This is a genomic window from Methylobacterium haplocladii (genome assembly GCF_007992175.1).
Classification (GTDB): Bacteria; Pseudomonadota; Alphaproteobacteria; order Rhizobiales; family Beijerinckiaceae; genus Methylobacterium; species Methylobacterium haplocladii.
Map to the genome: position 1 here is coordinate 44821 of NZ_BJZT01000025.1, position 19053 is coordinate 63873.

General features: G+C 68.6%; 16 protein-coding genes. 10 read left to right on the forward strand and 6 right to left on the reverse strand.

Annotation, left to right across the window (positions count from 1 at the left end; all coding sequences use genetic code 11):
- Positions 1-176: 176 nt before the first annotated feature.
- Positions 177-2459, reverse strand: a complete 2283-nt coding sequence (locus MHA02_RS11780) for a TonB-dependent siderophore receptor (RefSeq protein ID WP_147078941.1) — start codon at positions 2457-2459, stop codon at positions 177-179.
- A gap of 522 nt (positions 2460-2981) precedes the next feature.
- On the opposite strand from MHA02_RS11780, the gene msuE reads away from it, so the two are divergent.
- The 7 genes from msuE to MHA02_RS11815 all read left to right on the forward strand — a co-directional run bounded on the left by msuE (position 2982) and on the right by MHA02_RS11815 (position 9932).
- Entirely contained in the window at positions 2982-3548 is a 567-nt protein-coding gene (gene msuE / locus MHA02_RS11785) for an FMN reductase (protein ID WP_147078834.1), read from the forward strand.
- Positions 3549-3560: 12 nt separating this feature from the next.
- Positions 3561-4517, forward strand: a complete 957-nt coding sequence (locus tag MHA02_RS11790; protein WP_147078835.1) for an aliphatic sulfonate ABC transporter substrate-binding protein — start codon at positions 3561-3563, stop codon at positions 4515-4517.
- 4 nt (positions 4518-4521) lie between these two features.
- Positions 4522-5364 carry an aliphatic sulfonate ABC transporter permease SsuC gene (gene ssuC / locus MHA02_RS11795; protein ID WP_147078836.1) on the forward strand — a complete coding sequence of 281 codons (843 nt, stop codon included), beginning with the start codon at positions 4522-4524 and terminating at the stop codon, positions 5362-5364.
- Between the two features lie 236 nt (positions 5365-5600).
- Positions 5601-6410, forward strand: coding sequence for an ATP-binding cassette domain-containing protein (locus MHA02_RS11800; RefSeq protein WP_147078837.1), 810 nt, complete (start codon positions 5601-5603; stop codon positions 6408-6410).
- Positions 6411-6436: 26 nt separating this feature from the next.
- Positions 6437-7612 (forward strand): FMNH2-dependent alkanesulfonate monooxygenase, encoded by a 1176-nt coding sequence (gene ssuD, locus MHA02_RS11805; protein WP_147078838.1) that lies wholly within the window; start codon positions 6437-6439, stop codon positions 7610-7612.
- Positions 7613-7758: 146 nt separating this feature from the next.
- Positions 7759-8736 carry a sulfonate ABC transporter substrate-binding protein gene (locus MHA02_RS11810; protein ID WP_147078839.1) on the forward strand — a complete coding sequence of 326 codons (978 nt, stop codon included), beginning with the start codon at positions 7759-7761 and terminating at the stop codon, positions 8734-8736.
- Between the two features lie 236 nt (positions 8737-8972).
- Complete coding sequence (locus MHA02_RS11815) at positions 8973-9932, forward strand: aliphatic sulfonate ABC transporter substrate-binding protein (protein ID WP_147078943.1); 960 nt, start codon at positions 8973-8975, stop codon at positions 9930-9932.
- Positions 9933-9937: 5 nt separating this feature from the next.
- On the opposite strand, the gene MHA02_RS11820 is transcribed toward MHA02_RS11815, so the two are convergent.
- Positions 9938-10306, reverse strand: coding sequence for a YybH family protein (locus MHA02_RS11820; protein ID WP_147078840.1), 369 nt, complete (start codon positions 10304-10306; stop codon positions 9938-9940).
- A 17-nt stretch (positions 10307-10323) separates the two neighbouring features.
- Positions 10324-10794, reverse strand: a complete 471-nt coding sequence (locus MHA02_RS11825; protein ID WP_238180353.1) for an OsmC family protein — start codon at positions 10792-10794, stop codon at positions 10324-10326.
- Between the two features lie 225 nt (positions 10795-11019).
- Here MHA02_RS11825 and MHA02_RS11830 point away from each other — a divergent pair, with 225 nt between their 5' ends.
- The 3 genes from MHA02_RS11830 to MHA02_RS11840 all read left to right on the forward strand — a co-directional run bounded on the left by MHA02_RS11830 (position 11020) and on the right by MHA02_RS11840 (position 14391).
- A complete protein-coding gene (locus tag MHA02_RS11830) occupies positions 11020-11463 on the forward strand; it encodes a PAS domain-containing protein (protein WP_147078947.1) in 444 nt (147 codons plus the stop codon).
- 107 nt (positions 11464-11570) lie between these two features.
- Complete coding sequence (gene frc, locus MHA02_RS11835; protein WP_147078841.1) at positions 11571-12821, forward strand: formyl-CoA transferase; 1251 nt, start codon at positions 11571-11573, stop codon at positions 12819-12821.
- 382 nt (positions 12822-13203) lie between these two features.
- Positions 13204-14391: an HPP family protein gene (locus MHA02_RS11840; protein WP_147078949.1), complete on the forward strand. Its 1188-nt coding sequence runs from the start codon at positions 13204-13206 to the stop codon at positions 14389-14391.
- A 4-nt stretch (positions 14392-14395) separates the two neighbouring features.
- Here the strand turns inward: MHA02_RS11840 and MHA02_RS11845 are convergent, their stop codons facing one another.
- The 3 genes from MHA02_RS11845 to oxlT all read right to left on the reverse strand — a co-directional run bounded on the left by MHA02_RS11845 (position 14396) and on the right by oxlT (position 18816).
- Positions 14396-15091 (reverse strand): alpha/beta hydrolase, encoded by a 696-nt coding sequence (locus MHA02_RS11845; protein WP_147078842.1) that lies wholly within the window; start codon positions 15089-15091, stop codon positions 14396-14398.
- A gap of 458 nt (positions 15092-15549) precedes the next feature.
- On the reverse strand, positions 15550-17313 hold the full coding sequence (gene oxc / locus MHA02_RS11850) for an oxalyl-CoA decarboxylase (protein ID WP_147078843.1): 1764 nt from the start codon (positions 17311-17313) through the stop codon (positions 15550-15552).
- 174 nt (positions 17314-17487) lie between these two features.
- Positions 17488-18816 carry an oxalate/formate MFS antiporter gene (gene oxlT / locus MHA02_RS11855; protein ID WP_147078844.1) on the reverse strand — a complete coding sequence of 443 codons (1329 nt, stop codon included), beginning with the start codon at positions 18814-18816 and terminating at the stop codon, positions 17488-17490.
- Positions 18817-19053: the final 237 nt, after the last annotated feature.

Sequence of the window (19053 nt, forward strand, 5' to 3'; positions counted from 1 at the left end):
CGTCGCGTCCGGGCCACAGGGGAGGCTGTCATTGCGAGCCTAAGCGAAGCAATCCAGGGCCACGGACACGACGTCGCGGGTGGGGCCCTGGATCGCTTCGCTGCGCTCGCGATGACGGCGGCGCCTTGCTCGATCGCCAATCTGCCCCGCCAGTTCCCGGGCGGGGAGCCATCATCTCACCACTTGTAGGCGACGCTCGCCATCACGCGGCGGGCTTCGCCGTAGTAGCAGGAGTTCTCCGACTGGCAGGAGGAGACGAAGCGGCGGTCGCCGATGTTCGCGGCGGTGATGGCCGCCCGCCAGTGGGCATCCCAAGTGTAGTGCACGGTGGCGTCGAACAGGACGTATTCCGGCACCTTGAGCGTGTTGAGCGCATTGGCGAAGGAACTGCCGACGTAACGCACGCCGCCGCCGAAGCCGAAGCCGCGGAAGTCGCCCACCGGGATCGTGTAGTCGGCGAAGATCGACGCGAAGGTCTCCGGCACGTTCGTCGGCGTCTTGCCGCGCAGCACCGCGAGGTTCGGATCGTTCAGCTTCGTGTACTCGAGATCGTAGTGGGTGACCGCTGCGACCACGTTGAGGCCGTCGAAGAGGTTGGCCACGAACTGGGCCTCGACGCCCTTCGACTCGACTGTGCCGAGCTGCGTCGTGCCGAAGCCGATCACCACCGGGATCGGCGGATTGTTGCGCACGAGATCGAACGCCGCCACGGTCAGGAAGTAGCCCTGGCCGACGGGCTCGAACTTGAGGCCGACCTCGACCTGTTCGCCCTTGTCCGGCTTGAGTGCGCCACCGGTGATCACGTCCGGCCCGATCTGAGGCTGGAACGAGGTCGAATAGGCGACATACGGAGCGAGACCGAAGTCGAAATTGTAGATCGCCGCGATACGGCCGGTCAGCGCCTGATCGCTTCGCCTGGTGCTGGCGGACGGGGTGAGGCGGTCGTTGACGTCGCTTTGGGCGAAGTCCTGACGCAGGCCGCCGACCAGGCTCAGATTGTTGGTCAGCTTGATCTGGTCCTGGGCGTAGAGGCCGATCTGGCTGAAGGAATCGACGTTGATGAGATAGGGCGAAGTCCGTCCCGCGATCTGGCCGTAGACCGGATTGATGATGCTCAGGGCCGGGACGGCATAGAAGTTCGGGAAGTTCGTGCCCTGGTTGTCGTGCAGGGTGTAGTTCTTGTAATCGACGCCGAAGATCACGTCGTGCAGGAACAGGCCGTCCGAGAAACGGGCCTCGGCTTGGTTGTCGACCTGGAACAGGCCGACCTTCGACTGCGTGGCGAACTGGTAGCGGGCAAGTTGCGTCTGCGCCGCGTCGGCATAGCCGGACTGACCGATGTAGGAGTTCTGGGTACCGTCGCTGAACGAGTAGCGGAGGTTCTGGCGGATGGTCCAAGTCTCGTCGAAGGCGTGCTCGAACTCGTAGCCGGCAAAAGCCTGCTCGCGCTGGAACGAGTTGATCCGCGGGTCTCCGACATTGAGCGAGCGGTCGATGCGCAGGCCGCTGGCATTGGGGCGCACGGTGCCGGAATAGGGCAGGAAGTTCGCGGTGACGGCCGTGGAATCGCGCTGGTAGCTCGTCAGGATCGTGAAGGCGGTGCCCGCATCCGGCCGGTAGGTGATCGCCGGCGCGATATAGAGGCGATCGGCATCGGCACCGTCGACCTGCGTGCCGCCCTGACGGCCGATACCGGTGAGGCGATAGAACCAGTGTCCCGAATCGTCGGCCGGGCCGCCGAAATCGAAGGCGCCGTAGACCTGCCCGAAGGAGCCGCCGCCGACCTCGACATAGCCGAACGGCACCGTCGTCGGCCGCTTGGTGATCTGGTTGATCAGGCCGCCGGGATTGCCGGCGCCGAACAGTACGGCGGACGGGCCGCGCAGCACCTCGATGCGCTCCAGCCCGAAGGTCTCGACCTTGAAGGTGCCGAAACCGTAGTTCAGCAGCTGCAGGCCATCCTTGTAGATGCCGTAGTCGCTGGCGACGAAGCCGCGCAGCGTGAAATAGTCGACGCGCTGGTCGGCGCCGAAGGTGCCGGAATAGATACCCGCCGTGTATTGCGTGGCCTGGGTCAGGGTGGTGGCGCCCTGCGCCTGGATCTGCTCGCGGCCGATCACCGAGATCGATTGCGGGGTCTCGATCAGCGGCGTGTCGGTCTTGGTCGCGGTGGCGGAGCGGGTGGCGACGTAGCCGTCGATCGGCCCCTTCGGGTCCTCGCGCGGGATCCGGCCGTCGGCGCCGGGGCGGGTCACGGTCCCGGCAGTGCGGCCGACGCCGCTGCTGTCGACGGGCCGGACGCCGTTGGCCTGACCCTCGACCGCGATCTCGTCGAGCCGGGCGGCGCTCTGCGCGTGGACCTGTGTGACCGCCAGGGTGCTGACCCCGGCGAGCAGCACGGCGAGCCCTGCCGTCCTGCGATGACGGCGCGAGCCGACGAACGATGTCCCTGGATCCATACGCATGACAGCCTCCATCGGCGCGCGCAAACGCCCGCGTTCGGACGCGCGACACGCCGCGCCCGGTGCTTGTTTAGAATAATGATAAGATGCTGATTTGTTTCAGCTTTTGATGACCTGAGCTTTAATCTTGCGGCAACGCTTCGGCAACGCACGCACAGATTGAATTCTGCATACGTGACGGTTCTGCAACAGATCGTCGGGCGGTCGGACCCGGGAGGGCCGGGTGAGAAAATTCTCTGTGGCGGCAACTGCGTGGAAGAGTTTTCGCGGCCATGGCCGCCATTACGCAAGATCAGTTTATTGACCTCACAAGTCTTGCGGCAATATTATCCCGAAGATTGGGCGATCGCTTCGAACGAACGACGCTCTTCTTCTCTTTCTAGAACGCCCTGCCGTACCGCCGATCGCGGGTTTGTCGTGACGACATCCCCGGCCGGCGCGCTGGTAAGGCGTCCGTCATTCAAGAGGCCGATCACACCCGATGACGTCCCCCACCCAATCTCCTGCGGGCCTCCGCTGATGGCGGTCCGCATCGTCGCCTTCTCCGGCAACACGCACCGGCCCTCGCGCACCCGCGCCCTGGTGGAGGCTGTGGCGACGGAGGTCGCCCGGCTCCGCAACGTCGACCTCAAGATCTTCGATCTGGTCGATGCCGGGACGGGCATCGCGGTGGCGAGCCGCGACGCCCTGCCGTTGCCGGCCGCGCGGATCGTCGAAGCGATCGAGGGGGCCGACGCGCTCATCGTCGGCTCACCGGTCTACAAGGGCGCCTATAGCGGATTGTTCAAACACCTCATCGACTTCGTCCATCCCGAAGCGCTCGTCGGCAAACCCGTGGTGCTCGCTGCCACCGGCGGGGGGCCGCGCCACGCGCTCGTCGTCGAGCATGCGCTGCGTCCGCTCTTCGGATTCTTCTCGGCCCAGACCGTGCCGACCTCGGTCTATGCCGGCGACACCGAGATCGTGGACGGCCGGGTCTCCGACGCCATCGTGCTGGAACGCGTCGCCCGGGCCGCCGCCGAGCTCGACGTGCTGCTCGACCTCGACCTCCGGCAGAGCGATCCCCGGATCGCCGCCGCCCGCTGAGATCCGCGCCGCATGATCACCCGACGCCTCGCTGTCGCCGGCGCCCTCGCGGCCGCCCTGCCGATCCCGGCCCGAGCGGGGGACGGCGCGGTGCTGCGCGTCGGCTACCAGAAGAACGGCATCCTCGCCGTCGCCAAGGAGCAGGGCGCCATCGAGGCGCGCCTGAAGACCCTCGGCGTCGGCGTGACCTGGGTCGAGTTCTCCTACGGGCCGCCGCTCCTGGAGGCGCTGAGCCTCGGCAGCATCGATTTCGGCCAGACCGGCGATGCTCCGCCGATCTTCGCGCAGGCAGCGAAGGCGAACCTCGTCTACGCCGCGGCCCAGCCGAACGGCGGCTCGGGCTCGGCGATCCTTCTGCCGAAGGGCTCGACCATCCAGAGCCTCGCCGACCTCAAGGGCCGGCGCGTCGCCTTCGCCAAGGGATCGAGCGCGCACAACTTCACCATCGCCGCCCTGGAGAAGGCGGGCCTCGGCTACGCGGACATCGAGCCGGTGACGCTGGCCCCGGCCGACGGCGCGGCCGCCTTCGCCCGCGGCGCCGTCGATGCCTGGACGGTTTGGGACCCGTACTTCGCCATCGCCGAGACGGGGGAGGGCGTGCGGATCCTGGCGCAGGCCTCCGAGATCACGCCGACCAACAATTTCTTCCTGGCGAACCGCACGGCGATCGAGGCCAACCCGGAGCGTGTGACCGCAGCGATCGAAGCCCTCGGCGGCGTTGCCGCGTGGTGCGAGGCGAACCGCGGCGAAGTCGCAAAAAGCCTGTCGCGGATCACCGGCGTGCCCCTGCCGGCAACCGAGCGCACGGTCGGCCGCATCCGCTACGTGATCGCGCCGATGAGCGCGCAGGTCACCGCCGAGCAGCAGCGCATCGCCGACCGCTTCCACGGCCTCAAGATCATTCCGCGGGCGATCCGCGTCGCCGACATCGTCTGGACGCCGCCGGGCGTCCCGCGCAGCAACGGGTAGCCGCATGGCCGATTCCGCCCTTCCCGCCCTCGCCCGCAGCGCCGCAGCCCGGCCCGCGCGCCCGGCAGCGCGTATGCCGCGCTGGCTGGACCCGAGCCGGCTGATCCCCTGGCTCGTCCCGGCGGCGATCATCCTGGGCTGGCAGGTCGCAGGCTCCACCGGCCTCGTCTCGACCCGGTTCATGCCCGCCCCCCTCGACGTCGTGCGGGCCGGCTGGAGCGCGGCGCAGACCGGCGAGCTCTGGGTCAACCTCTGGGTCAGCTTTTTGCGCGCCTTGGCGGGCTTCGTGGTCGGCGGCGGCATCGGCCTCGCCTTCGGACTGGCCAACGGCCTCTCGAAACTCTCCGAAAAGCTCACCGACACGACGCTGCAGATGGTGCGCAACGTGCCCCACCTGTCGCTGATCCCGCTGGTGATCCTGTGGTTCGGCATCGACGAGGGCGCGAAGCTGTTTCTCGTGGCGCTCGGCGTGTTCTTCCCGATCTACGCCAACACGCTGCACGGCATCCGCTCGGTCGATCCGCAGCTCATCGAGATGGGCCGGGTCTACGGCATGAACCGCCGCGAACTCTTCTGGCGCGTGGTGCTGCCGGGCGCGCTGCCCTCGATCTTCGTCGGCCTGCGCTACGGCCTCGGTATCATGTGGCTGACGCTCATCGTCGCCGAGACGATCTCGGCCAATTCCGGTCTCGGCTACATGGCCATGCAGGCGCGCGAGTTCATGCTCGTCGACGTCGTGGTGCTGGCGATCCTGATCTACGCCCTGCTCGGCAAGGTCGCCGATAGCCTGACCCGCCTCCTCGAGCGCACCTGCCTCGCCTGGAACCCGGCCTACCGCAACGGCTGAACTTGGCACTTCTTCATGCGAGATCCGATGGTCGCCCCTCTCCCGTCATTCCGGGGCTCGCCGAAGGCGAGAACCCGGAATCCAGAACCGCAGGAGCATCAGACACTTCACGTCACCGCAAATGCGAGAAGCGCTGGCGGTTCTGGATTCCGGGCTCCACTGCGCGGCCCCGGAATGACGGCCTCCGATGCTGACCCCGACAGCGTATTAGCCCGATCCTCCAACCTGAAATCCCAATGACCGCGAGCAGCGCCCTGAGCTTCGAGACAGTGACCGAGACCGCACGCACGCCGAGCCGTCCGGCGACCGGCCGCGCGCTCTCCGTCACGCTGCGGCGCCTGACCAAGGCGTTCGACGGCGGCGAGCCGGTGATCCGCGGGCTCGACCTGCACATGCCGGCCGGGCAGTTCGTCGCCATCGTCGGCCGCTCCGGCTGCGGCAAGAGCACCCTGCTGCGGCTGATCCTCGGCCTCGAGGAGCCGAGTGCGGGCCGGATTTCGCTGGACGGCCGCGAGAGCCGGGACACCGGCGCATTGCGACGCATCATGTTCCAGGAGCCGCGGCTGCTGCCCTGGGCGCGGGTCGTCGACAACGTCGCGGTCGGGCTCGGCCGCGAGGGCAGCCGGGCCGAGCGGCGCGAGCGCGCCCGGGAGGCGCTCGACGAGGTCGGACTGACGCCGAAGGCCGACGAGTGGCCCGCCACCCTCTCCGGCGGCCAGCGCCAGCGAGTGGCCCTCGCGCGTGCCCTCGTCAGCCGGCCGGCCCTGCTGGCCCTCGACGAGCCCCTCGGCGCGCTCGACGCCCTCACGCGCATCGAGATGCAGGCGATGATCGAGCGCATCCGCATCGAACAGGGGTTCACCGCGATCCTGGTGACCCACGACGTCGGCGAGGCCGTGGCGCTCGCCGACCGCATCCTGGTGATCGAGGACGGCGCGGTCGCCCTCGACGTCGACGTGGACGCCCCCCGTCCGCGACGGCGCGGCGACCCCGACCTCGCGGCGCTCGAAGGCCGCATCCTCGATCAGCTACTTGCGTGCGCCTGACGCGCCCCAACCATTCGGAGACACCGATGAGCGCATCCACCGACGGAAAGACCGACGTCCTCTGGTTCCTGCCGACCCACGGCGACGGCCGCTATCTCGGCGCGTCGGAGGGCGCCCGCGACGTCTCCCTCGACTACCTCCGCCAGATCGCCCAGGCCTCGGACGATCTCGGCTATTACGGCGTGCTGCTGCCGACCGGCCGGTCCTGCGAGGATTCCTGGGTGATCGCCTCGGCGCTCGCCCCGCTGACCAAGCGGCTGCGCTTCCTCGTGGCCGTGCGCCCCGGCCTGCAGGAGCCGTCCGTCGCCGCGCGCATGGCCGCGACGCTGGACCGGATCTCCGACGGACGCCTCCTCATCAACGTCGTCACCGGCGGCGACCCCGTCGAGCTCAAGGGCGACGGCGTGTTTCTCGCCCATGACGAGCGCTACGAGGTCACGGACGAGTTCCTGACGATCTGGCGCGGGCTGATGGCCGGGGAGACCGTGACGTTCGCGGGCAAGCACCTCAGATGCGAGAACGGCCGCGTGATCTTCCGGCCGGTGCAGGACCCGTATCCGCCGCTGTATTTCGGCGGCTCGTCGCCCGCCGGCATCGAGGTCGCGGCCGACCATTGCGAGGTGTATTTGACCTGGGGCGAACCCCCGGCCGGCGTCGCCGAAAAGATCGCCAAGGCCCGCGAGGCCGCGGAGAAGCGTGGCAAAAAATTCTCCTACGGCATCCGGCTGCACGTCATCGTGCGCGAGACCGAGAGCGAGGCCTGGGCGGAAGCGGAAAAGCTGATCTCGCGGCTCGACGACGCCACCATCGCCAAGGCGCAGGAAACCCTGAAGCGCCAGGATTCCGTCGGCCAGAGCCGGATGATGGCGCTGCACGGCGGCGACAAGAGCAAGCTCGTCGTCTCGCCGAACCTCTGGGCCGGCGTCGGCCTCGTCAGGGGAGGGGCCGGCACGGCTTTGGTCGGCTCGGCGGATCAGGTCGCCGACCGGATGAAGGAGTACATCGACCTCGGCATCGACCGCTTCATCCTCTCCGGCTACCCCCACCTCGAAGAGGCCTACCGCTTCGCCGAGCTGGTGTTTCCCAAGCTCCCTTTGCGGGCGACCACCGGCGCGCCGCGCTCGGGCGCGCCGAACAACGGGCCGTTCGGCGAAGTCATCGCCAACGACATCGTCCCGACCCGCCGGATCAGTGCGCACTGACCACCGCCGTCAGTGCGAGGCGAAGCCGAAGCAATCCAGGGCCGCATACGCAACGACGGTGTGTCGGCCCTGGATTGCTTCGCTGCGCTCGCAATGACGGCGAGACGCCCGAGCCAGACTTCCCTCACGTCACGACGAGACCGCCCATGCCAGCCATCGCCAAGGCTCAGCCGCTCGCAAACCTGCGCGACCGCCTGTGGCTCGTGCTCTCCGCGCTCGTCCTCGCGGCCCTCCTGCTCGTCCCGGCGCGGGCCGACGAGAAGACGATCCGCATCGGCTACCAGAAATACGGCACCCTGGTGCTGCTGAAGGGCCGGGCCAGCCTGGAGCCGCGGCTGAAGGCGCTCGGCTACACGGTGACGTGGTCCGAGTTCCCCTCCGGCCCGCCGCTGCTCGAAGCGCTCAATGCCGGCGCGATCGATTTCGGCACGGCCGGCGAGACGCCGCCGATCTTCGCGCAGGCCGCGAGCGACGTGCTCACCTACGTCGCCCACGAACCGCCGGCCCCGCGCGGCGAGGCGATCCTGGTGCCGAAGGGGAGCCCGCTGCAATCGGTCGCCGATCTGCGCGGAAAGAAGGTCGCGCTGAACAAGGGCTCGAACGTGCATTACCTGCTCGTGCGCGCCCTGGAGAAGGCCGGGTTGTCGCTCAAGGACATCACGCCGACCTACCTCGCCCCGGCCGACGCGCGGGCCGCCTTCGAGCGCGGCGCGGTGGATGCCTGGGCGATCTGGGACCCCTATCTCGCCGCCGCCGAAGTCTCGACGAGCGCCCGCACGCTCAGCGACGGCACCGGCCTCGTGCCGAACCACCAGTTCTACCTCGCCTCGCGCGACTTCTCCGCAAAGAACGGGCCTGTGCTCGACGCCGTGATCGCCGCCATCGGCGAGGTCGACGCCTGGGCACGTGACAACACCGACGCCGTGGCCCGCGAACTCGCCCCCTCGGTCGGCATTCCGGCTCCGATCCTGGCGGTGGCCCTCAAGCGCCAGAGCTACGGCATCCGCCCCCTCGACGCGCCGGTGATCGCCGAGCAGCAGCGCATCGCCGACACGTTTCATAGCCTCGGCCTCGTGCCGAAGGCGCCCACCATTTCCGAGGCCGTGCGCAAGCCGGGAAGCTGATCGATATCTCGCCGAATCGTTCCTGAAGGGTTCGAAGCAGTCCACTGTCATTCCGGGGCTCGCCGAAGGCGAGAACCCGGAATCCAGATTCGCTGATGGCTCGGAAGAGTTCACAGCGGCGCGTTCTGCGGACAACCGTCGGCGGCTCTGGATCCCGGGTTCGCCTTCGGCGCCCCGGGATGACGGCGAGAGATTTCCAACCGTCAGATCAGCCGTCACAGAGTACTGACATCATGATGAACCGCCGTCACCTCGGCCGCCTTGCGGTCCTATCCCTCGCGCTCCTCGCCACGACCGCGCCGCTGCGCGCGGAGGAGGGCGGGGTGCTGCGCATCGGCTACCAGCGCTCCTCGACGCTGGTCGCGCTGCTGCGCCAGGACGAAGGACTGGAGAAGGCGCTGGCGCCCCTGAAGGTCACGGTGTCCTGGCACGAATTCACCAGCGGCCTGCCGATCATGGAGGCGCTGAACGTCGGCCAGATCGACGTCTCGGCGGACGTCGCCGACACCGTGCCGGTCTTCGCGCAGGCGGCGGGCGCGAAGATCACCTACGTCGCGCAGGAGGCCGCCTCGCCGACCGCCCAGGCGATCCTGGTGGCGAAGGATTCTCCCGTGACGCGCGTCGCCGACCTCAAGGGCCGCAAGGTCGCGGTGACCAAGGGCGCCGGCAGCCACTACCTGCTGCTGGCTGCGCTGGCCGCCGAGGGTCTGTCGTTCAAGAGCATCAACCCGGCCTATCTCACCCCCGCCGACGGGCGCAGCGCCCTCGCCGGGGGCAGCGTCGACGCCTGGGTCGCCTGGGACCCGTTCCTGTCGGCGGCGCAGGAACAGTCCGGCGCGCGCATCCTCAAGGACGGCACCGGCCTGTCGCTCTACAAGCGCTACTACCTCGCCGCCGACGCCACCGTGACGAAGCAGCCCGGCGCCCTCGGCGTGCTGTTCGCAAAACTCCGCGAGACCGGCGACTGGGTGAAAACGCATCCGGACGAGGCCGCGACCCGTCTCGCCGCCCTCTGGAAGATCGAGCCGGCCGTGATCCGGCAGGCCAACGACCGCCGCAGCTACAAGGTCGAGCCGGTCACCCGCGACGGCCTCTCGGAACAGCAGAAGATCGCCGACGCGTTTCGCGCCGAGGGCCTGCTGCCCCGCGCCGTCGACACCACGACGGCCCCGGTCTGGGAGCCGCCGGTGCGCTGACGGGATCAGCCGCGCTCGGCCGGCTTGATCTTCAGCTGGTCGATCGCCCAGCGCCAGGTGCCGTCCGCTTGCCGCCGCGCGGATTCGACAGAGAGGCTGCCGTTCGGCAGGCGGGCGAAGGTCAGGGCGAGATCGCCGTTGACGAGGGCCGGTAGGGTCTCGGGGACAGGAAAGTCGGACTTCTTCGCGAGAAGGTCGGCGTAGAAACGTCGGATCTCGGCGTGGCCCGTCGCCACCACCTTGCCCGCGGCGAGCACCGCATCCGGCTCGTAGAGCGCCACCAGACCCTCGACGTCGCCGGCATTGGCGCGGGCGTTGAAAAGGCCGGCCAAGTCCCCGGGTTCGTGCGCGCCCTTGCGATCGTTGTTCGACATCGGATTGTCTCCTCTTCCTATTTCAGGCGTTCGCCCGTGGCGTCCCGAACCGCGACGGTGACGGGAATGCCGGCCTTCACGCTCTCCGAGACGGTGCAGAACTGCTCGAACTGAGCGAGCACCTGCGCGATCCGGGGCATCGCCACCGCCGACGCGCCGAGCGTGATCTCCACGTCGATGCCGCCGATACGCAGGCGCTGCCCGGCGTTGCGTTCGATCCGGGCCGAGGCCCGCGCGGTCACGCCGCCGCCGTCCTGCCGGTACTTGCCCAGCGCGAAGGCGAGGCTGGCGCAGAGGCAGTTGCTCACGCCCGCGATCAGCACCTGCTCCGGCGACGGGCCCTCGCCGCGGCCGATCGGCTCCGGCTCGTCCGAGACCAGCGCCGGGAAGGCCGCGCCGAAATCGATCAGGAACTTGAAGCCCTCGACCTGGGTGATGGTGATGCTCGGTGCCATCGCGGCTTTGTCCTCGCCTGATCCCGCCGTCATGCGCTCCCGCCTCGGATCCAACCAAACGCCGCCCGCCGGTTTCCCGAGCGAAGCGATCGAAGTGGTCCCGCCCCGGTCTTGACGCTGATTTCGTATTTGGTATACCAGATGCCAATCACCGAGTCACTGGAGCGAGGGGGCGAGCCTCTCGGTCCGGAAAACGGGAGGATGAGACGCCATGACCGATCCCTGCACCGCCATCCGGCACGCGGCGTCGGTGTGATCATGGCACCGGGCTTCGACGTTTCCGGGCTGGTCGCCGCCATCGGCGACGCGGTGGTCGTCTCCGATCCGGAGGGGCTGATCGTGGTCTGGAATCCGGCCGCCGAACGGATCTTCGGGTTCTCGGAAGCTGAGGCCCTGGGCCAGCCCCTCGACCTGATCACGCCCGACCGCCACCGCAGGCGGCACTGGGACGGCTACCACAAGACCATGCGCACGGGCGTAACCAAGTACGGCGCCGACGTGCTTCGCGTGCCGGCCCTGCACAAGGACGGCCGCTCACTCTCCATCGCCTTCACCGTCGGTATGCTCCACGGCGCCGACGGCGCGGTCACCGGCATCGCCGCGATCATCCGCGACGAGACCGCGCGCTGGGAAGACGAACGGCAGCTCCGTCGCCGGGTCTCGGATCTCGAGGCCGGGGTGCAGGCATCCATTTCAGCGTGATTTGAAGACGAACCCGATTTGACGTCGAACGACCAATTTTTAGATTTAGAAATTCTTAAAGAAGACTTCGACCCCGCAACGCCACAGACTACAGGGAGACAACGACCATGAGCCAGCCGCTCGAAGGCATCAAGATCATCGACTTCACCCACGTTCAGGCCGGACCGGCCTGCACGCAGCTCCTCGCCTGGTTCGGCGCTGACGTGATCAAGGTCGAGCGCCCCGGCGCCGGCGACGTCACCCGCAACCAGCTGCGCCACGTCGAAGGGGCGGACGCGCTCTACTTCACGATGCTGAATTCGAACAAGCGTTCGCTGACCCTCGACACCAAGACCAAGCAGGGCAAGGAAGTCCTCGAGAAGCTCATCAAAGAGTCGGACGTCATGGTCGAGAATTTCGGCCCCGGCGCCCTCGACCGCATGGGCTTCTCCTGGGAGAAGATCCAGGAACTCAACCCCGGCATGGTCCTCGCCTCGGTGAAGGGCTTCTCCGACGGCCACCATTACGAGGACCTGAAGGTCTACGAGAACGTCGCGCAATGCGCGGGCGGCGCGGCCTCCACCACCGGCTTCTGGGACGGCCCGCCCACCGTGTCGGCCGCCGCCCTCGGCGATTCCAACACCGGCATGCACCTCGCCATCGGCATCCTCACGGCGCTGCGCCACAAGGACAAGACCGGCCGGGGCCAGAAGGTCGCCGTCTCGATGCAGGACGCGGTGATCAACCTCTGCCGCGTGAAGCTCCGCGACCAGCAGCGCCTCGACGCCATCGGCTACCTGGAGGAATACCCGCAATATCCGCACGGCGAGTTCACGGACGTGGTGCCGCGCGGCGGCAATGCGGGCGGCGGCGGCCAGCCGGGCTGGGTGCTGAAGTGCAAGGGCTGGGAGACCGACCCGAACGCCTACATCTACTTCACGATCCAGGGCCATGCCTGGGCCCCGATCTGCAAGGCGCTCGGCAAGGAGGAATGGATCGACGATCCGGCCTACAACACCGCCCGTGCCCGCCAGGACAAGATCATGGACATCTTCGGCACGATCGAAGCGTGGCTCGCCGACAAGACCAAGTTCGAGGCCGTCGACATCCTGCGCAAGTTCGACATCCCGTGCTCGCCGGTGCTGTCGATGAAGGAAATCTCGGTCGACAAGTCCCTGCGCGAGAGCGGCACCATCACCGAGGTGCAGCACCCCAAGCTCGGTTCGTACCTGACCGTCGGAAGCCCGATCAAATTCTCGGACCTCCAGGTCGACATCAAGGCCTCGCCGCTGCTCGGCGAGCACACCAACGAGGTCCTGGCCGGCCTCGGCTACAACCAGCAGCAGATCGCCGAGCTCCACGACGCCAAGGCGGTCTGAGAGCTTTCCGGTCGACCGGATCAGATGGCGCATCGCTTCCCCTCCCCGTCGCGGGGAGGGGTCGGGGACGGCGGTGGTCGAGGACGGTGCGCCGTGGTGCCGTCCGCACCACCGCCAACGCCTTCCCCGCAAGGACCGTGGGCCGGGCGGATCCGAATCGAAGCCGTCGTCTTCCGTCGTCCTACCCACCACCTCACCCTGAGGTGGTGGGTAGGACGCGGACAGGATCCGTAAAGGCCGCACCGGCGGTGACGCGCCGCCGAACCGCTCTTGCGACGATTCCGGGCCGATCCCTCGGTCCGGCTTTTCTTATTCGGGAGCCGGAGGCGGCGGCCTTTGGCTCGTCGCCCCGATCCCGTCAGCGCCGAGGCCCGTGCCGATGCTGAGCCCGCTCCTGCGCCGGTTCGTTCCGGAACTCCTCGCCGTCAGCCCACGGGAGCGCGTCCGCTCGGCCTGCGGCGCAGTGGTCGGAATCCTCGTCACCGGATTGGTCGCGCGGAGCGCCGTCGGATCGGAGGCCGCTCTGCCGGCCCTGATCGCGCCGATGGGCGCCTCGGCCGTCCTGCTCTTCGCCGTGCCGTCGAGTCCCCTGGCGCAGCCCTGGTCGATCCTCGGCGGCAACCTGGTGGCGGCGCTCGTCGGCGTCACGGTGGCCGCGAGCATCGCGGACCCGGTTCTGGCCGCTTCCGTCGCGGCGGGACTCGCCATCGCGCTGATGATGCTGCTCGGCTGCCTGCATCCGCCGAGCGGCGCCGTCGCGCTGACCGCCGTGCTCGGAGGCCCGGCGATCCGCGATCTCGGCTACGGCTTCGTGATCTGGCCGGTCGGCCTGAACTCGGCCCTGCTGCTTCTCTGCGCCCTGCTGTTCAACAACCTGACGGGGCGCTCATACCCGCATGTGGCGCCGGGCCGGCCGGCGCGCGGCAGCGATCCGGTCCCGGCCTCGGGCAGCGGACTCACCGCCGCCGATCTCGATGCGGCGCTCCGGGACGTCGACGAGATCCTCGACATCGGCCGCGGCGACCTCCAGGCGATCCTGCGCCGGGCGCAGATCCATGCGTCGCTGCGCCTCTCGGGCCAGACGACCTGCGCCGCGCTGCTGTCGCGGGAGGTGCGCGCCATCGCGCCGGAGACGCCCCTGCGCGAGGCCCTCGAGATGCTGCGCGGCCACCGCGTCACCATGCTGCCGGTCACCGACGAGGGCGCGCGGGTGCTCGGCGTCGTCACCCAGAGCGATCTCATCGACAAGACGGTCTGGGACCGGCGCGGACCGCGCCTCGGCCTCGGCCGCCGGCTCCGGCTGACGCGCGACCGGGGCCGCGCGCCGCACGGCACGGTCGCCGACGTCATGACCACGGACATCACGACGCTGCACCCGGACACGGTGGCGGGCGAGGCCGCCCTGCTGATGACCCAGGCCGGCCTCCACCATGCGCCGGTGACGGACGGGGACGGGCGGCTGGTCGGGGTCGTCGCCCAGACCGATCTCGTCGGCGCCATGCTCGCCGACATGGCGAGCCGCGGCGTCGAGAGCCCGGCTGTGCGCCGAGCGACGGCCGCCGTGTCCTGATCGGTCAGTCGGCGGCCGGATACTCTCGGAAGAAGAAGTCGACCGCCTGCCGCACGACGGCCGGGTCGTAGGCGTGCGGCCCGTCATATTCGACGTAGGTCAGGTCGTAGCCGGCCTCGGTCAGCAGCCGGGCATGCACGCGGGCGCTGCGGTCGATCGGGATCTGCTCGTCGCGCGTGCCGTGCGAGAGGAACACCCGCGGCGCGCCGGCCTGGGCCTGGACGGACAGGAACCCGGCCGAGGACACGATGACGTGGCTGACGATGTCGCCGTTGGTGAGGCCGACGGACATCGCGTAGCTGCCGCCGTCGGAATGCCCGGCGAAGGCGAGCCGGCCGGGATCGAGCAGGAAGTGCGCGGCGACCGCGGCCAGCGTCAGGTCCAGCCGCTCGCGGTCGGGGCCGTTGCCGGCGATCACGAGATCCCAGGTCGGATGCAGCGATTGCGGCGCCAGCAGCAGGAAGCCGCGCGCCTCCGCATGGGTCTCCAGCATCGGCAGGATCTTTTGGGCGCTGCCGCCGCCGCCATGGAACAGCACCACCAGCGGCACCGGCCGGCGCGGACGAATCGCCTGCGGCACGAACAGCACCGCGTCGCGCTCCGCAAACAACCCGAGCTCGTGGCGACCCGGGGGGAGGGGGGCTTCGGTCGGCAACCGGTGGAGGAAGCTCAACCGGCCCGCGAGGTGGGGGTCGATCATGGCGTCACCTTCGGGAGCGTTCGACGGGAAGATCCCACCCAGTCCCTCATCCTGAGGTGCCGGAGCGCAGCGGAGGCCTAGAAGAACCTCCAGATGTCGCCGAGCGATCTGGAGGACCCTTCGTGGCCGCTTCGCGGCGCCTTAGGATGAGGTTGGGGATGGGACGAGAAGAGCAACCGGTCGGTCCGCACCGTTTCCAGCAGATCCGTTCGGATCGTGCGCATCCCCTCGCCCCGCACGCGGGGAGAGGGCCGCGACGACCTTGTCGTCGGCGCGGCGAGGCGGCAGCCGAAGGTGAGGGGGCCTCATCGGAAGAGCCACTTCCGGTGAGGCCCCCTCACCGCCGCTTCGGCTTCGCCTCCGCTTCCTTCATGGACGACGAGGTCCATGAAGGCCTCTCCCCGCGCGCGGGGAGAGGGGGGATGCGCGACACCGAAGCGATCAGGTCGGAATCCGCTTCACTTCTTCTTCTTGACCACGCTCTGCGGGTTGAGGCTGCCGATGTTGCCGCTCTCGCTGCCGGCGGCCGGGTCGATCGCCGCGTTGATGAGGGTAGGCTTTCCGGAGTCCATCGCCGCGTCCACCGCGCGCTTCAGCTCGTCCGGCGTCGTGACATGGGCGCCGACGCCGCCGAAGGCCTCCATCATGCGGTCGTAGCGAGCCTCCGGCACGAAGACCGTGGTGGCCGGATCGCGTCCGGTCGGGTCGGTGTCGGTGCCGCGGTAGATGCCGTTGTTGTTGAACACCACGATGCAGACCGGCAGGTTGTACCGGCAGATGGTCTCGACCTCCATGCCGGAGAACCCGAAGGCGCTGTCGCCCTCGACGCACAGGACCGGCTTGCCGGTCTCGACGGCGGCGGCGACGGCGAAGCCCATGCCGATGCCCATGATGCCCCAGGTGCCGACGTCCAGGCGCTTGCGCGGCTGGTACATGTCGATGATCCCGCGGGCGAGATCGAGGGTGTTGGCGCCCTCGTTGACGAGGATGGCGTCGGGCCGCTCCTTGATCACGGTGCGCAGCGCCCCGAGGGCCGAGTGGAAGTCCATCGGCGCCGTGTTCTTCATGAGCTTCGGCGCCATCTTGGCGACGTTGGCCTCACGCTTCGATCGCAGCGTCTCGATCCAGTCGGCCGGGGCGGTCTTCCAGCCCTGGCCCATGCCTTCGAGGAGCGCGGCGAGGCAGGAGCCGATATCGCCGACCACCGGCGCGACGATCTCGACGTTCGAGTCCATCTCGCGCGGTTCGATGTCGATCTGGATGAAGCGCTTGGAGCCGGGCGCGCCCCAGGTCTTGCCCTTGCCGTGCGAGAGCAGCCAGTTGAGGCGGGCGCCGACGAGGAGGACGACGTCCGAATCCTTCAGGGCGGTGGAACGCGCGGCACCGGCCGAGAGCGGATGCGTGTCCGGCAGCAGGCCCTTGGCCATGCTCATCGGCACGTAGGGGATGCCGCTGGTCTCGACGAGTTCGCGCACGAGCTCGTCGGCCTGGGCGTAGGCCGCGCCCTTGCCGAGCACGATGAGGGGCCGCTTGGCGTTCTTGAGCTCTTCGAGGGCGCGGGCGATGGCCGAGGGCGCCGGGATCTGTGCGGGGGCCGCGTCGATCACCTTGACCAGCGAGGCCGCACCGGCCTCGGCATCCATCACCTGGCTGAACAGCTTGGCGGGGAGGTCGAGGTAGACGCCGCCCGGACGGCCCGAGACGGCGGCGCGGATGGCACGGGCGACGGCGATGCCGATATCGGCCGCGTGCAGCACGCGGAAGGCGGCCTTGCAGAGCGGCTTGGCGATGGCGAGCTGGTCCATCTCCTCGTAGTCGCCCTGCTGCAGGTCGACGATCTCGCGCTCGGAGGAGCCCGAGATCAGGATCATCGGGAAGCAGTTGGTGGTGGCGTTGGCGAGCGCCGTCAGGCCGTTGAGGAAGCCGGGCGCCGACACGGTCAGGCAGATGCCCGGTGCCTTGGTGAGGAAGCCCGCGATGGCGGCGGCGTTGCCGGCATGCTGCTCGTGGCGGAAGGAGATGACGCGCATGCCCTCGGCCTGGGCCATCCGGCCGAGATCGGTGATCGGGATGCCGGGCACGCCGTAGATCGTCTTGATGCCGTTGAGCTTCAGCGCGTCGATGACGAGGTGGAAGCCGTCCGTCAGCTCCATAGGAGCGTCGGCTTCGGCGGTGCTGACGTCGGCCGTCGACGTATCGATGAGCTTTGCGACTGCGGACATGTCGTTCCCTCCCGTGAGATTTTGGTTGGCGCCGTCCTTGTCCGATCGGGCTCGACCGAATCGGCGGACGGGTGGGATCCGGCTGCGACCCTGATCTTGGTATACCAAATACCAAATAGAGGGTCAACGAAAACGCCGGCCGGAATCGGGTCCGGCCGGCGCTGTCGAGGGAGCTCAGGCGAGCGTCAGGGAGTGTGTTTCGGGCTTGGCCGGCCCGGGCTCCTCGGCGAGATAGCGCCGGCGCAGGGGCTTCAGCACGAACATCGCCAGGGAGGCCGCGACGATGTTGAGGCCGATGATCAGCGCGAACACCGCCGACCAGCCATAGGCCGCCGACAGCATGCTGCCGAAGGGCACGAGGAAGGCGGCCGAGCCCTTGGCGGTGTAGAGGAGCCCGGCATTGCTCGCCGCGAATTTCGAGCCGAACGTGTCGCCGCAGGTCGCCGGGAACAGCGAGTAGATCTCGCCGAACACACCGAAATAGACCGCCGTCGCGAAGACGAAGACGTAGGGGTTGGAGCCGAGGTTGAGCAGGATGATGATCGCCGTCGCCGCGATGCTGAAGGCGATGAACATCGTGTTCTCGCGGCCGATATTGTCCGAGACCCAGCCGAAGAACGGCCGGCCGAAGCCGTCGAAGATCCGGTCCAGCGAGATCGCGAAGGTGAGGGCGGCCATCTGCAGGCCGAACAGGCTCACGGGCACGTCGGCGACCTTGAAGTCGCGGGCGATCGGCGCGATCTGCGCCGCCGCCATCAGGCCGCCCGCGGCCACCATGACGAACATGGCATACATCACCCAGAACACGGGGGTGCGCACCGCCTCCTTGGGGCTGCGGTCGATGCTGGTCTGGGGTAGGCGCAGGCTCTTGCGCTGGACCGGGCCGGCCGAGCGCGGCTTGCGCAGCAGGAACGACAGGGCGACGACGACGAGGCCCTGACCGAGGCCGAAATACAGGAATGCGTCCTGGTAGCCGCTCGTCGCGATCATCTTGGCGATCGGGACCACCGTGATGGCCGCCCCCGCGCCGAAGCCCGCGGCGGTGGCGCCGGCCGCGAGGCCGCGGCGGTGCGGGAACCACTTCAGCGCGTTGCCGACGCACGTGCCGTAGACCGACCCGGCCCCGATCCCGCCGATGACGGCCGCCGTGTAGAGCACCGGCAGCGATTCGGCATGGGCATTGAGGAACCAGGCGAGGCCGATCATCACGCCGCCGAAGCCGACCACGACGCGCGGGCCGTAGCGGTCGACGAACCAGGTCTCGATCGGCACCAGCCAGGTCTCGGTGGCGACGAAGATCGTGAAGGCGAACTGGATGGCCGCGCGGCCCCAGTGGAACTTGGCGTCGATGGGATCGACGAACAGCGTCCAGCCGTATTGGAGGTTGGCGATCATCGCCATGCAGAGCACGCCGAAGGCGAGCTGCCACCATTTGGCAGAGGGCGCATCCTGCGGTGCGTCCCCACGTCGTGCGGCGGGGTTCGGCGCGGCCTGGCTTTCCATCCCGGATTCCTCCCGTTGCGGGTTTTCTTGATTCCGTACGCAGACCATCAAGCACGATAATTCTAGGTATGCAATATACCAGGATTAAAAATGCGCGACGGACGTATGGCTTATGATCCGTGGCGTGCGGGGGCGAGGCGGATCGACCGGCCCTCCCGAGGGGGGACGAGATGCCGAAACGACGACGCGCGCCGGGCGTCTCCGCCACGGCGCGCGTCGATTTTCGCGTAGAGGGCG

Excerpts from the sequence above, each read along its gene's own strand:
- MHA02_RS11780 (WP_147078941.1), bottom strand. The coding sequence starts at position 2,459 with ATGGATCCAGGGACATCGTTCGTCGGCTCGCGCCGTCATCGCAGGACG.
- msuE (WP_147078834.1), top strand. The coding sequence starts at position 2,982 with ATGGCGGTCCGCATCGTCGCCTTCTCCGGCAACACGCACCGGCCCTCG.
- MHA02_RS11790 (WP_147078835.1), top strand. The coding sequence starts at position 3,561 with ATGATCACCCGACGCCTCGCTGTCGCCGGCGCCCTCGCGGCCGCCCTG.
- ssuC (WP_147078836.1), top strand. The coding sequence starts at position 4,522 with ATGGCCGATTCCGCCCTTCCCGCCCTCGCCCGCAGCGCCGCAGCCCGG.
- MHA02_RS11800 (WP_147078837.1), top strand. The coding sequence starts at position 5,601 with ATGACCGCGAGCAGCGCCCTGAGCTTCGAGACAGTGACCGAGACCGCA.
- ssuD (WP_147078838.1), top strand. The coding sequence starts at position 6,437 with ATGAGCGCATCCACCGACGGAAAGACCGACGTCCTCTGGTTCCTGCCG.
- MHA02_RS11810 (WP_147078839.1), top strand. The coding sequence starts at position 7,759 with ATGCCAGCCATCGCCAAGGCTCAGCCGCTCGCAAACCTGCGCGACCGC.
- MHA02_RS11815 (WP_147078943.1), top strand. The coding sequence starts at position 8,973 with ATGAACCGCCGTCACCTCGGCCGCCTTGCGGTCCTATCCCTCGCGCTC.
- MHA02_RS11820 (WP_147078840.1), bottom strand. The coding sequence starts at position 10,306 with ATGTCGAACAACGATCGCAAGGGCGCGCACGAACCCGGGGACTTGGCC.
- MHA02_RS11825 (WP_238180353.1), bottom strand. The coding sequence starts at position 10,794 with ATGACGGCGGGATCAGGCGAGGACAAAGCCGCGATGGCACCGAGCATC.
- MHA02_RS11830 (WP_147078947.1), top strand. The coding sequence starts at position 11,020 with ATGGCACCGGGCTTCGACGTTTCCGGGCTGGTCGCCGCCATCGGCGAC.
- frc (WP_147078841.1), top strand. The coding sequence starts at position 11,571 with ATGAGCCAGCCGCTCGAAGGCATCAAGATCATCGACTTCACCCACGTT.
- MHA02_RS11845 (WP_147078842.1), bottom strand. The coding sequence starts at position 15,091 with ATGATCGACCCCCACCTCGCGGGCCGGTTGAGCTTCCTCCACCGGTTG.
- oxc (WP_147078843.1), bottom strand. The coding sequence starts at position 17,313 with ATGTCCGCAGTCGCAAAGCTCATCGATACGTCGACGGCCGACGTCAGC.
- oxlT (WP_147078844.1), bottom strand. The coding sequence starts at position 18,816 with ATGGAAAGCCAGGCCGCGCCGAACCCCGCCGCACGACGTGGGGACGCA.